The sequence below is a fragment of the Streptomyces turgidiscabies Car8 genome, from assembly GCF_000331005.1.
In the GTDB taxonomy this organism is placed as follows: domain Bacteria; phylum Actinomycetota; class Actinomycetes; order Streptomycetales; family Streptomycetaceae; genus Streptomyces; species Streptomyces turgidiscabies.
Genome location: NZ_AEJB01000515.1, coordinates 41,470 through 54,494, shown reverse-complemented (window position 1 = coordinate 54,494; position 13,025 = coordinate 41,470). Strand labels below are relative to the sequence as shown.

At 66.4% G+C, this 13,025-nt stretch carries 10 protein-coding genes and 2 pseudogenes; 6 read left to right on the top strand and 6 right to left on the bottom strand.

All coding sequences use genetic code 11. The features are described from left to right. Positions 1-185 precede the first annotated feature (185 nt). Positions 186-854, bottom strand: coding sequence for a maleylpyruvate isomerase N-terminal domain-containing protein (locus STRTUCAR8_RS37870; RefSeq protein ID WP_006381600.1), 669 nt, complete (start codon positions 852-854; stop codon positions 186-188). 221 nt (positions 855-1,075) lie between these two features. Between STRTUCAR8_RS37870 and STRTUCAR8_RS37865 the strand changes: the two genes are divergently transcribed. The 5 genes from STRTUCAR8_RS37865 to STRTUCAR8_RS37845 all read left to right on the top strand — a co-directional run bounded on the left by STRTUCAR8_RS37865 (position 1,076) and on the right by STRTUCAR8_RS37845 (position 4,624). Continuing rightward, entirely contained in the window at positions 1,076-1,444 is a 369-nt protein-coding gene (locus STRTUCAR8_RS37865) for a type II toxin-antitoxin system RelE/ParE family toxin (protein WP_044473566.1), read from the top strand. Then, complete coding sequence (locus tag STRTUCAR8_RS37860) at positions 1,441-1,758, top strand: helix-turn-helix domain-containing protein (protein WP_006381580.1); 318 nt, start codon at positions 1,441-1,443, stop codon at positions 1,756-1,758. Before STRTUCAR8_RS37865 ends, STRTUCAR8_RS37860 begins: the two co-directional genes overlap by 4 nt. A 184-nt stretch (positions 1,759-1,942) precedes the next feature. Then, a complete protein-coding gene (locus STRTUCAR8_RS37855; RefSeq protein WP_006381610.1) occupies positions 1,943-3,244 on the top strand; it encodes a M48 family metalloprotease in 1,302 nt (433 codons plus the stop codon). A gap of 43 nt (positions 3,245-3,287) precedes the next feature. Next, positions 3,288-4,016, top strand: a complete 729-nt coding sequence (locus STRTUCAR8_RS37850) for a DUF4253 domain-containing protein (protein ID WP_006381591.1) — start codon at positions 3,288-3,290, stop codon at positions 4,014-4,016. Next, positions 3,995-4,624 (top strand): DUF6461 domain-containing protein, encoded by a 630-nt coding sequence (locus tag STRTUCAR8_RS37845; protein WP_006381576.1) that lies wholly within the window; start codon positions 3,995-3,997, stop codon positions 4,622-4,624. Before STRTUCAR8_RS37850 ends, STRTUCAR8_RS37845 begins: the two co-directional genes overlap by 22 nt. A 140-nt stretch (positions 4,625-4,764) precedes the next feature. Here STRTUCAR8_RS37845 and STRTUCAR8_RS37840 read toward each other — a convergent pair whose 3' ends face one another. Next, complete coding sequence (locus STRTUCAR8_RS37840; protein ID WP_006381616.1) at positions 4,765-4,977, bottom strand: hypothetical protein; 213 nt, start codon at positions 4,975-4,977, stop codon at positions 4,765-4,767. Between the two features lie 633 nt (positions 4,978-5,610). On the opposite strand from STRTUCAR8_RS37840, the gene STRTUCAR8_RS37835 reads away from it, so the two are divergent. Then, complete coding sequence (locus STRTUCAR8_RS37835) at positions 5,611-6,888, top strand: NsdA family TPR-like regulatory protein (RefSeq protein ID WP_234372507.1); 1,278 nt, start codon at positions 5,611-5,613, stop codon at positions 6,886-6,888. A gap of 7 nt (positions 6,889-6,895) precedes the next feature. Here the strand turns inward: STRTUCAR8_RS37835 and cutA are convergent, their stop codons facing one another. From cutA to STRTUCAR8_RS37825, 4 genes and pseudogenes are all read right to left on the bottom strand, one after another. Beyond that, complete coding sequence (gene cutA / locus STRTUCAR8_RS37830; RefSeq protein ID WP_006381597.1) at positions 6,896-7,228, bottom strand: divalent-cation tolerance protein CutA; 333 nt, start codon at positions 7,226-7,228, stop codon at positions 6,896-6,898. A 25-nt stretch (positions 7,229-7,253) separates the two neighbouring features. After that, positions 7,254-7,477, bottom strand: a pseudogene (locus STRTUCAR8_RS55895) (helix-turn-helix domain-containing protein); the annotation flags it as partial. Between the two features lie 142 nt (positions 7,478-7,619). Then, the gene (locus tag STRTUCAR8_RS50690; RefSeq protein ID WP_078507435.1) at positions 7,620-8,057 is read right to left on the bottom strand and encodes a DUF4259 domain-containing protein; all 438 of its coding nucleotides are present in this window, start codon (positions 8,055-8,057) and stop codon (positions 7,620-7,622) included. A 360-nt stretch (positions 8,058-8,417) separates the two neighbouring features. Beyond that, positions 8,418-12,999 (bottom strand): annotated as a pseudogene (locus STRTUCAR8_RS37825) (polymorphic toxin-type HINT domain-containing protein); the annotation flags it as partial. Between the last annotated feature and the right edge of the window lie 26 nt (positions 13,000-13,025).

Sequence of the window (13,025 nt, the reverse complement as noted above, 5' to 3'; positions counted from 1 at the left end):
TCCGCCCCACCCACCACGCCTGCCAGGGAAAGAGCGGCAGCCGTCAGTAGAGGAGCAGCCACAAAGAGAGCCATGGCCCCGGCCGGCCCGTAACCGAGAGGTTCGGGTGTGTTCCAGGCATAGCCCGCGCCGGGCTGCGGAACTCCGGGCTCTGTCAAACCACCTCGGCCCGGGTGGCGCGCCACTCAGCCGAGGATGAGCGGCAGCCTCGCGGCGAGGTCGACACCGAGACCGAGCGCGGCCGTCTCCGCGTTCGTGGGTGTACGGCGTCCGGTGCCGATGAGGAGCGCGTCCTTGTCGGACAGGGCGGCGGGGAACGGGGCCCCGCCGATCGCCTCCAGCAGGGCGCGCGCCGCCGCGAGGGTCTCGGCGGGCGGGTCGGTGGCGGCCGGCAGGTGCGCGACCAGGTCGAGGTGGTGCAGGGTCCATTCGAGGACGTACGCGGAAAGGTAGTCCCCGACGGTCAGCACCTCGTCGCGGGTGCTGACGCGAGCGGCGGGATCGGCGAGCCGGGCAGCCCGGCCGGCGGCGGAACCGACGTCGTCGAGATGGAACTTGAGGAGTTCCGGGTCACAGTACGCGGCGGCCAGGCGCGGGATCAGCGCGTCGAGGGGGTCGTCGCCGGTCGGGGGTTCGGGGAGGACGTCCCAGTAGGCGACGGCGTCCACCGTCGGTTCCCTGTCCGGAGCGGGCGTGACGAGGGTGATCAGGACGTCCTGCGCATCGATGACCAGGTGACACACCAGGTCCCGTACGAGCCAGCCGGTACAGCCGGAGGGGCGCTCGAAGTCCTCGTCGGGGAGTGCGGCTACGGCTGTGCGCAGCGCTGTCCAGGAACGTGAGAAGGGGTCCACGGTCCGCGACCGTAGTGGCGAACCTGAACCGCCGCCAAGGGCATCCGGGCGGGTTGGTTCGTGTAGCTGAGGGTGGGGCTGTGCGTGCGACCTCGGGACGTTGTCGTTGTCCACGATCGGGTGAACAGGGTTGGCAATCCCTCCGCAGTGGTCGACAGTACGCAAGGGTACTAGTATGAAGGCGTACTACTCGATGAGGATCGATGGCCTGGCATCTTGAAATGGCCGGGGAGGTCCGCGACTGGCTGCACACACTTCGCAAGGACAACCGGGCCACGGCACAGCTCGTGGGCCAGGCGATCCAGGCCCTCGTCGACGAAGGCCCCGATCTCGGACGTCCCCTGGTGGATCGAATCAAGGGTTCGACCCTGCACCATCTCAAGGAGCTGCGCCCCGGATCGGCCGGAAGCAGCGAGATCCGCATCCTGTTTGTCTTCGACCCGGAGCGCAACGCGGTCCTTCTCGTGGCTGGCGACAAGGCGGGCCAGTGGTCCGAGTGGTACCGCCGCGCCATCCCCATGGCCGAAGCCCGGTATGCGGAGTGGCTCGTTCATCTGAAGCAGCGGCAGCAGAAGGAGGCACAAACATGACCAGCTTCCACTCCTGGGACGAGGTCAAAGCGGAGGTCTTCGACGCGGAGGACCTCGACGAGATCTCGGCAGGAGCCCGGCGCATGGTGGCCGAAGCCCGCGCGCACCGACTCGCCGAGATGCGTCGCCAGCTCGGACTCACACAGCGCGAAGTAGCAGATCGCATGCACGTACGACAGGAACGGGTGTCCGCCATCGAACGTGGCAGGACATCATCGGCCGAGGTGGGGACGGTGGCCGCCTACGTCGCGGCCTTGGGCGGAGAGTTGGAGGTCGTCGCCAACTTCAACGGAACGCGGGTGGTTGTGGCGTAAGAGGGGGGCAGCCACAGGGAAATTTCCAGCAAAGGCGCACCAGTGGCCCCAGGACGAAGTCTGAGATCTCACACTCTGACGCCCCGCACCGTTGCAGCTTCGACGGCACTGGCATGATCGGCCCCTACGTGTCATGGACAGAGCAGCCTCTGGGGAGGGGCCGCAGGGGGAGGGGGACGCGGTCGTGCGCGCCATCAGAGAAGCCATGCTGGAGTCGAGACAGTGCCCCGAGTGCGGTACGGGGATCCAGGCGGACAGCCGTTTCACCACATGGTGTCCGGCCTGCGACTGGAACGTGGACCCGGGCGGCCCGGAGCCGAAGAAGGGCAGGCTGGAGACACTGCGCCGCACGCTGGCGCGACGGCACGGCGAGAAGCTGCTGGCCACGATGAGCACGGACACGGCTGATGAGCAGCGGGCTCGTCGTGATGTGTCCGGTGTGCTGGCGTACGTCATCGCGCTGCTGATCCACGGGGTGACCGGCGTGCTCGCCGTGACCGGCGTCTGGTGCGTGGTGAGCGGCTGGGGCAGCTTCCTCATGGTGCCGGGCCTGTTCCTGTTGCTGCTGGGCTGGGCGCTGCGTCCGAGGCTCAACCGGCTGCCCAAGGACGAGGGCACCGGCGTCGTCCTGCGCCGCCCGGAGGCGCCCGAACTGTTCGCGCTGATCGACGAGATCGCCGTGGCGTCGGGTACGAGAGGTGTGGACGCCGTCGCGGTCAACGCCGAGGTGAACGCGAGTGTCCGGACGTACGGCCTCCGGGGCCGCCTCCTGACCCTGGGCCTCCCGCTCTGGGAATCCCTGTCCCCCGAGCGCCGAATCGCCCTGCTGGGACACGAGTTGGGCCACTACAGCAACGGGGACACGCGTCGCGGCCTGGTACTGGCGACGGCGTACCACTCGCTCAACCTCTGGCTGTACTACCTCTCCCCCACCCCGAACCCGACTCCCATCCAGGCGATCACCAACCTGGCGTACGTCGTGCCGCGGTTCCTCATCCTGGGTGTGCTGATGCTGCTCGACACCCTCACCCTGCGCGCCACACAGCGCAGCGAGTACCTCGCCGACTCGGCTGCGGCGAGGGCCGGTTCGACGGAGGCCGCGGTCGGCCTGATGGACATCCTGCTCGTCACCGACTCCATCGACATCACCCTGCGCCGCGAGGTGAACGGACGCCGGTTGCGCGGTGGTGGACGGACACGGGGTACCGAACACGACGACCTGTGGGTGGAGTTGGCGGCCCACATGGACTCCATCCCCGAGTTCGAGTACGAACGCCAGCGCCGCGTCGGCGCATTGCGCGGCCACGCCGTGGACACGACCCACCCGCCTACCCACTTGCGACGGCGGCGCCTTCTCGATGCGGGGCCGGTGGCCGGGGTGGTTGCTGCGGACGGCGAGCGGACCGCCCGTATCGCGGCCGAGTTGGCGGGCGCTCGGGGGACTGTGGCTCGGGAGGTTGTCAGGGACGGGGTTGGCGGGGTGTAGGTCTGGGGGCGGCATTGTCAGTGGTGCCTCATATGGTCCGGTCATGTCCAAAGCACTTCACGAAAATCGCGCACGACTGCTGACCGACCTGCCGCCCGGCCACCTGCTGGGCCCGTCTCAGGATTCGCATCCTCTGGTGTGGCTCAGCGATGGCCCGGTCCGGGGCGCGGCCGACTGGTGGGCGCGGCTGTACTCCAGGCATCCGGAGACCGGTCTGTACCCGCTGCTGCTCGAGTATCCGGACGACTCGTTCGAGCCCACCCGAGGCGACTACGGAGCGGGCGTCGATGCGGCTTCCTACCTGCGGCGTGAGTGGACGCAGGATGCCTGGCCGGCGTTCGAGGAGTGGCCGGGTCTGGCAGCGCCTGCCGCTGCGGTTCCGGACGCCGCCCAGCCCGCCGGGGAACTCGCGACCGCGCTGGTCCGCAAGAGTCGGGCCCCGTGTCTGGCCCTCGTGGAGGTCTCCCGGGGTGCCGACGCACCCGCTGCCCTCAACTGGACCGGACCGGCGAACCACATGACCGCGGAAGAGCTGTCGGTGGTCCTGCGTTCCTGGGAAGACCGGTTCGGAGTCCGTGTCGTGGGCTTCGGACAGGCGTATCTCTACCTCTCGGTTGCCGCTCCACCTACGGACATCGACCAGGCCCGTGTTCTCGCCCTCGAGCACTACGCCGCCTGCCCGGACTGGTTCTTCGTCGACCCGTCCATGGACTTGGAGACATACCCCGAGGAGCTCATGAAGCGCCGCGAATGGGAGTTCTGGTGGGACTGACCGCGACTGCAGCCGACTACCTGTGGTTCCAGAAGCTGTTCCCAGACCTCGCAGAGGCGTACTGCCTCACGCTGGTGCACAATCTGCCGCCCTCCGAGGTACTCGCCCGCCTCGGCGGCAGAGTCGAGCCTTCCCGGACCGGGGCTGCGGAGATAGTGGACGCAGCGTTCGAACTCCTCGACCGGTCGGACAGCACCCGGCAGTTCATCGCCATGACCACCGTCGGCGACTGGACCCTGCTGATCGAGCCCATCGGCTATCTCGGGGTCACCGAAGAACGCGCCCTGCCGGCGTCCGCCGGGACACGCTGGGTATCGCACTTCGTCAACATCAACGGCGTCGACTCGTTCCTCTGGGCCGACGACACGGTCAAGCGCCTGACGTTCGAGCCCGAAATCCCCGACCACCGATGGGGGACCACCCCCGACGACCTTCTGGACGCCATGCGTCACTGCGGCTTCCAGTTCGGGGACGAGATCTCCGACACTGCGGATTTCCTCGGCGTTGAGGCGTCGTTCGCCCTCGCAGAGCACCTGACGGGCGTTCGCGTCACACCGGAACTGCTCCGGGAAACGACTTTCGTCTGCGGGAGCGCGGGGATCGGGTGAGGTGGCGTTGGCTCTTTCGTCCCGTGACGTCAGCGTCTGCCGCGTTCCCGCAGTTGGGGGCGGTCCGCCAAAATGAGGGGCCCGTTGACTGACGTGTGCTGTCGGTCTGCCTGTCTGTCACCGGGCCCTGGCGTGACGTTTCAGGGGGCGGTGCTCCCTGCGCGGAGCGCCCGGATGCGGGCCAGCAGGGCGAGTGGGTACGGGTCTGGCTGTACGAGGTGGGCGTGCGCGCTGTGCGCCCATACGACCCGACCGGGACCGGAGTTGACGTGCACGTAGGCCACGATGACCGCGTCATCCGGGTCGGTGATGAGCCCGTCGCAGTGACGGCAGACATACGGCCCGGCCATCATGACCAGCCGCCTGTCCCTGAGTGGCAGGTGCAGCCGCACCGGCGCAGCAACAACAGCCCGCCTCCATGGGGCAGGGGCACGTCCTTGGTTTGACGACAACTGGCGTGCAGATCCGCATACTCCGGCCGCTGCCCGACAGTACATTCCGCCGATGGGGGTGAAGTGTCTGTGGCGATGCGGGTGGTCATAGCGCGGCCTCCTGCCTGCGGTGAAGGGGACAGGCGCACGGCGGGAACGCGTTCCTCAGGGGAAGCGGACCGTCGCTCCCCAGAACCCTGACAGTGCCTCGATCCTCGACGATCTCACCGCTTCCGATGCTCACGGTGTAGACGCGGATCGTCATCCTGGCCCCGGGGTCACGCTTCCGTTCGGGGGATGTAGTTTTCGACATGTCGACGCTCCTAGTCAGTGTTGACCACGCCCCGGGACCGTTCGCGCGGTCGCCGGGGTATTTCGCGTCAACTGTCCGCCTTGGTAGGGCTGCCGACTTCCCACCTGTGGGTATCCCCATCATGGGTAGGCTGAGGGTTAGCCGAGTGCAACACACTGTCACCAGCAGGCACGACGGGACGTCTCATGACCGGTTACGTACCGCCGACCGCGCTTCCGCGCGGGCTCTTGGACCGTGCGGACATGAGTGCCGCGATCAGGGCGCACGACTTCGGCACGGTGTTCCGCCTGGCCAGGAGCGAGGCGGGGATCAGCTACTCGAAGATCGCTGCCGAATGCGACATCAAGCCAGAGCGCGTAGGGGTGTTGGCTCGCGGGCAGGGCAGCGTGACCACCTTCGAGAAGGTCGCCCGGATCGCCGACGCACTGCGCATCCCCGGGCACATGCTCGGCCTCGCTCCACGCCAGTGGGAGGAATCAGCCGGGCCGCACCACGTGTTTCCCAGACCTGTGCATTCGGCCACCACCGATGGAGACGGAGACGAAGTGAGGCGTAGGGAGTTCATCAGAACATCGGCCGGAACTGGACTCGCCGTGGGCTTGCCCGAGCTTTCCCGCCCCCGAGCGGGCCGCCGAATCGGAAGCGACTTCCCTGAACGGCTACGCGAGCGCACCACGCGGCTGCGGCGCCTGGACGACGTGCTCGGCGGCGGCGACACGTACCGTGTCTACCTGGGCGAATACCAGGCAACCAAAGCTCTGGTCCGGGATTCGACCTGCAGCGAAGGAACCTACAAGGCACTGCTTTCAGTGCTCTCCGAACAGGCGCAGCAAGCAGGTTGGGCCGCGTTCGACAGCGGCAGGCACCACGACGCGACAGGGCTGTACGAAGCGAGCCACACGACTGCCGTAGAGGCCGAGGACACCGAGCTCGCCGGCAACGCGCTCGCCTTCCTCGCCTACCAGGCAGTCAGCGGCGACCGCCAAGCCGGGATAGACACGGCCGCCCGCTCGTGTGCGACGGCAGGACCTGACGCGGCGCCCAGGGTGCGCGCACTGCTGGAGGAACGGCTTGCGTGGGCATACGCGGTCGCGGGACTCGCCGACGAGACGGAACGCGCCCTGGTTGCCGCAGAGTCCGCGCTCGCGGAGATCGACGACGCACCACAGCCGGACTGGACGGCGTGGGTCGACCAGAACGAACTGAGAATCATGACCGGCCGGTGCTGGACGGAACTCCGGCGCCCACTCCGCGCGGTCCCGGCTCTTGAGACAGCCCTGGCCGAGTACGACGACGCGCACGCACGGGACAAGAGCCTGTATCTGTCCTGGCTCGCCGACTCGTACATCGAGGCCGGGGAGATCGAACAGGCAGCCGCTGCAACGAGCCGCGCCCTCGATCTCGCCGCCGGAGTGGCATCTGTCCGCCCACGCGAGCGACTTGCCCCGGTTCTGCGACGGCTTGGCAACCATCGAGCACTCCCGGTGGTTGCCGAGACGCTTGAGAAAGCCCAAGCCTGACGGCCAGTCACTCTCCGGCCACCTGCCCAAGGGTCGCGGTCATCCATTTCAGGTAGGCATCCGCTCCGGCCACAATCGGCACCGCCACGATCTCCGGGTTCTTCCACGGATGACGTTCCAGAAGGTGCGCCTCCAGTTCGGCGTATCTGTCGGCCCGGGTCTTCAGGAGGAGTTGCCATTCCTCCCCGGTCCCGAACTCGCCTTCATGCCAGAAGACGGAGGCCACCGGCCCGACGATCTGTGCCCCGGCCGCCAAACGAGCGGTCACAACCGACCGAGCCAGCTCTACGGCCTGCTCACGCGTCTCGGTCGCCGTCGACACCTGCACGAAGTCAGCCATGACGACAAGCCTATCCCTCACCGACTAGCCGGCGCGGAAAGCCGTCGACCCCCTTGGAGGCCAGGGCTGCGCTCCGGCCTGGCGCCAAGCGGCGTTCCAGGCGTACGCAGACTTCCGCGATACCCGTAACCTGCGGGCCACCTCCGGCGGCCGCACCCCCTGCCCGAACATCTCCGCGGCCTCGAAGCTCGCCGCCTCACGCTTCGCCCGCCCCGCGGCTGTCTGGCCGCCGCCATCCGCATACCTCATAACGAGGATGTAGCACCGCCAACGCCCGCTGTCACCCCACCCTTTCAACCTCAGTGGCAAACCACTGAGGAGCCCCACCGAATCATGCTTCGGTGGGGCTCCTCGCATGTAGTGGACTCTCTGGTCGACCTCGACCAGCGAACTACTGGGATTCACCTTCACTGACGGGACGCAGTACAGACCTCAGACTGTCAATCGCAGCCTGAGCCTCTTCCCTCTCGCTGGCGTCGACCCAGCTCCTCCAGAACCAGCTGTCTGTCGGCAACGCCACTTCCAGCGCCTGAATCGCAGACGAGGCTAGGGCGGGCGCAATTGGTTTCGCCAGCCATTCCGTGATGCTCGGATATTCCTCGTTCCAAGCCAAAGAACTCCCCGTCGGAATATTGGCCGCAACCACAGCAGCAGCAGCCATTACCTCCTCAGGAAGCACAGAGGAATTCGATCTGCCCCCCGCCTCGATGGCGGAGCGGAAAGTGTTTTCGACGACAGTCAGTCGCCGCGATGCAGTCTGCTCTTCCAGCTCATCAAGGAAGTCCTCAGCGGTGTCGCTGTCGAACGGGCCCGATCCCCAGGTTCCCATCACAAACTCCAGTCGAGACTTACGGCAGGTATCCGCCGAATGGAACTTCGATTTCCGGATCTCTTCGATTCAAGAGAGTCCCACCCCTCGCCTTTACCCCTTCCATCATCGTCTGTTCCATACGGCGGATCGCTGTTTTGCTCGTACCGCTAGGCAGAGTGAAGTAGGTGACGTTCACCACGTCGTCGGCCGCATATCCGGCCCTGCGGACCGCATGCTTGGACCGCATCGACTTATTCACTCGCTCTCTAATGCTTGAAGTGGAGCTCCCTACGTACTTCGTTCCGTCATTCAGGTGAATGGTATAGATGCCCGGTTGCTCAGGGACGTCGAACCGCGTTCCCGGCAGCGTCCCTGGCGCGCAATTCGAATTATGGACCAGGACCGGCGTGGCCCCCGCCAGCACATAGTACGTGTGAAGGTCATCAACCGTCAGGTTGTACGTGCGAGCATGCTTCGAGAAGGGGCGGTTTGCGATGACCGTGACTGTCGAGCCGTCCGGCTTACGCAGGTGCATGTCCGCTGCAAGGTTGCGAGCCTCCACCCACTGGCCCAGCTCGGGGACCCAGAACGGGTGCTCGTGGGTGGCCGTGAGTGTCTCGACACCGCGATCCGCGGCAATGGACAGCTCGTTGAAGCTTTTGTCGTCCTCGGTGACGATCAGGCGGGTCACCTTGCGCGGGCCAGTTTCCCCAGTCTCGGGATCAGACGCCAGCACTTCATCGCCGACTTCTATATCCTCGATAGCCTTCGAGGCTCCATCTGCCAACAAGACGTCCGTACCGGCCAGGAAACACTGATTACAATCGGAAGATTTTTTGGACTTCCGATTTCCCCCGAACGCGATTCCACCTGCCGGGCCTTCCCCTCCATCTGCCGCTACTGCAATCAGGGCACCCATAGCAACAGATGCGCCGTAGCTCAATCCTGCAGGACAGTTCCCTCCTATCGCAAGGCAGGCTTTCCCCTTGACGTTATTTATGTCGACGACGTGATAAGGAAGTGACGTATCAGCACAGCCGTCACGGAAAGTGCACAGCCTGTCTATTTCCTCGTAAAACGCATCAATGTAGTCGTTGGCTCGATTCCACTTGGCTTCGATATTGACCGTGGGATATACGGAAATGTAGCCGTCCCGGTCATAGTCGGCCTGGCCCGCACCTTCGCTCTCCCATCCTCCCTTGAGGTTGTTCTTGGCCGGGGCGTCCCGCACACACCCGCCAGGCTTGGTGCACGGCGCGCCACCCATCCCATCGCCGTTCAACATCAAGCCGGTCGGGTCGCTCTTACTGACAGGACTGTTATTCGAGTACGCGTACCCGTTCATCTGCAACGGATCCGCGATGTCGATAACGGGATCCGCCGACAGGAACCGTCCCGAACTCTGGTCGTACTCCCGAGCCCCGATATGCGTAAGCCCAGTAGCAGCGTCGTCGATTCCGACGCCCAGGTAGCTTCGCTTGTCCGGCCAGCTTGTCGGTTTCGGGCCGCGCAGCTCGCCGTACGGCTTGAAGGCTCGGCGGGTTACCGGCTGGGTGGTGTTCGTGATGTCGATCGTCGTGTTGGCTGTGCCCAGGTGGTCGGCCAGCATCACGTTGCGCTTGTGGCCTGTTGTCGCGCCGTTGCTCGTCGAGCGGATGACTGTCGGGGCGCCCGGGTGGGCGTAGGCGCGGGATGCGCGGGTGATTTTGCCGGTCGCGTCCGTCGTCACCTCTGTTTCGCCCAGGTAGAGGGTCGAGCCCGACGGGGAGTTCTCCAAGAGGCGGTTGCCGGTGGCGTCGTAGACGTACGTCGTTGTCGTGCCGTCGTTCGTGATCGTGGTGGGCTTGTTCTCCTGCGTCCAGTTCAGGGACTGTGTTGTCGCCGACAGGTCGCGGACCTTCGTGTTGCCCACCGCGTCGTACTGGTAACTGCTGCCCTGGCCCATCGGGTTGGAGGTGGTCCAGGCGAGGGTGTGCGGCTGCTTGCCCGCCGTGTTGCCGTAGCCGTACTTGAACGTGACGTTCTTCGTCGCGTCTGCCGGGTCGTGTTCCGTCATCGTGGCTCGGTTGCCGAGCCAGTCGAACGTGAACGACTGGCGGTAGGCCGTCGTGCCCGTCGAGACGGTCGAGGCGTCGGGAGCCGTTGCCGTCAGGGTCGACTGGAGTGACGTGTCCGGGGTTGTCGCGTCCGACGCCGTGTCCGGGGCGTCCGCCACCGGGCCCGACGAGGTCGCGTAGTTCGCGCGGTAACCCCATGTCGTACCGTTCGACGCCTTGCAGCTCTTGCCGTCGACGGGTGCGATGTTCGACGTCCAGGCGTTGACCAGTTCGCCCATCACGTCGTACGTGAAGCACTGGGTGTCCCAGGGTGGAGTGGCCGAACCATCCGTCAGTTGGCGGGAGTTGGACGTGATCATCCCGGACTGGTCGTAGGAGTAGTAGCTGTCCGTGATCCGGTGCGGGTCCGCTGTCTCGCGGTCCGTGACCGTGCGCTGGAGGCGGCCCGTGGACGGGTCGATGAAGTTCGTCGTCCACACGCGGTAGGGCTGTGAGCCAGACACCGTGCGCAGCGGCTCGCCGTACGGGGAGTAGGTGACGTCCGCCGTGTACCAGGTCAGGCCGGATGTCGATTCCGGCAGGCCGTCGCTGTTGTAGCGGGTGACGACCTTTTCCTTCGGCAGGCCGCCGATCGCCGGCAGCGTCACCGACAGCGGCTTTCCGGTCGGGGTGTAGGTGTATCCGTAGGCGTATGTGCCCGAGAGGCCTGCGGCCGCCGGGCCCGCTGCCGGGATCACCGTCTCGGTGCCCGTGGGCCGGTATTCGGTGTCGTAGCCCGTGACGCGGTTGATGTAGTCGCCCTGCGACGTGCTCCGGGTCGACGCGACCGGCTGGCCCAGCGCGCCGGGCAGGCTGTCGTACGTGAACGACTTCACCGGGGCGGCCGTCTCCGAGCCCTCGCGGACGGCGGTCACACGGCCGAGTTCGTCATATTTCGTGAACGTCGTCCGGTTCTCCGCGTCCGTCACCTTGTTCGCGCGGTCCGCGTCGTCGTACCCGGTGACCGTCCTGCCGACGTCCGGGTCCGAGGTCGACTTCACTCGGCCCCGGGCGTCGTACTCGTATGACCAGAGGTTCCCGGCCGGGTCCTTGACCTCTGTGCGGTAGCCGCGGTCGTCGTACGTGTACGTCGTCGTGCGACCCACGGCCGTGGCGGACGCGTCCTTGTAGTGAAGGATCGAGGTGACACGGCCGAGGGCATCGGTGTACGTGCGTGTCCGAGGGGCGGTCGAACCGGCCGGGTTCACGTACATGCTCGTGTCGCTATAACTCGTGTAGGTCGCGTACTTGAACTCGCCCGCGTGATACGTCGACTCGCGGTAGGGGCGCTCCAGGCCGTCGTAGAGGAACTTGACCTTGCTCGGGACCAGGGTCTCGGACCTGGGGAGGAAGAGCGCGGTGGCCGGCTCGCCCTGCGCCAGATAGGGGCCCTTCTGCTCGTCCACCAGGCCGTGGTCGTCGTATGTCGTGTCGGTGACGACGCGGCCGGGGCCGTGTGCCTCCGACTGGGTCTGCACCTGGCGCAACAGGCCGTCGTAGATGGTGACTTGCCTGCTGTAGGTGCCGTCGTCCTTGAGTGTGCTGGTGGTGACGGCGGCCGGGAGGGTCACGCTCTTCGAGGCGATCGCCGACTGGTAGGCGATCACCACGTCCGGCTTGCCGCCCGCCGAACGGGACGGGGACCAGCCCTTCTCCAGGCGGCCGAGGGCGTCGTAATCGTTGCGCGTGACGCGGTTGTTGGCGTCGGTGACCGTCAACGCCAGGCTGCGGCCCGGGTCGAAGGTGGTGGTGACGGCGTGGCCCTTGGCGTTGGTCACCTTCACGGAGGTGACGGGGCCGCCCTGCGCGTCATCAGGCGTGTACTCCGTCCTCGTCGTGCCCGCCCCCGGCTTCGTGACCGTAAGAATGCGGCCCAATGCGTCGTACGTCGTCCTCGCGGCGACCACGTCCGAGGTTCCGGTGCCGTCGACACCGGTGACTGTCGTGACCAGGCCTCTCGACGGGATCTCGATGCCGGCCGTGCTGCCGTCGTAGCTGTTGCGCACCGACTTGATGAGCTTGGTCGCAGGGTCCGCTGTCCCGTACGCCGCGCATGAAGTACCCGTGCTGCGCTGCGACTTGGGCAGGCCGATCAGCCATGCCACAGGGTTGTGGACGTACGTCGTCACCGTGCACGTCTGGTCGGAGAGGATCACGCCGGTGCCGTTCGGCTTGACCACCGCGGTCTCCACGTGGATCGGTAGGCCGTACGTTTCGTCGACCGACGTCAGGGTGCGGACCGCCCGCCAGCTCGTGTCGACGGTCTGGATCGCGTCCGTACGCTTGACTCCGCTGCGGTGGGCGAGGAGCGGATCCAGATCCGTGGCGTCCTCGGCCTCCCTCGGGCGGGAGGCGGTCTGCTTCGACCAGGGGTAGTTCAGAGTGCGCTTCTTGACCGCTTTGCCGGAGTCGAGGTAGGTGATCGTCTCCGCCGTCATACCCGCGTACTGCGGATCGTCGGCGGCGAGAAGGGTCTCTGTGTTGGTGGAGTCCTTGACCTGTCCTCCGACGCCGAGGAAGTAGCGGGCGGCGGAGTGCGACTGGGCCTGCAGGGCGTCCGCCCCGGATACGGAGCTGCCCTTCGTCACTGCCACCTCGCGGTAGCCGCGCCAGTCGCTGAACGTTTGCAGGGACGGGCGGGTGAACTCGTCGTCCGACTTGGACCAGGCCGGGCCCGTGTACTCGTAGACGGTGTGGATGTCCTTGCCGTGCGAGGTGACCTTGTCCCGCTCCGTGACAGAGGCGACGACGTACTTGTTGAACCACGCCTTCGCGGGGGTCTTCTCGTCACCGTCCGGGGACCAGCGGACCGGGTAACACGTGCCGTTGTTACGGCCGTTGTCCGTGGCCGGCGCGCCTCCGCAGGACCGAAGCGGGCTGGGAACCCACA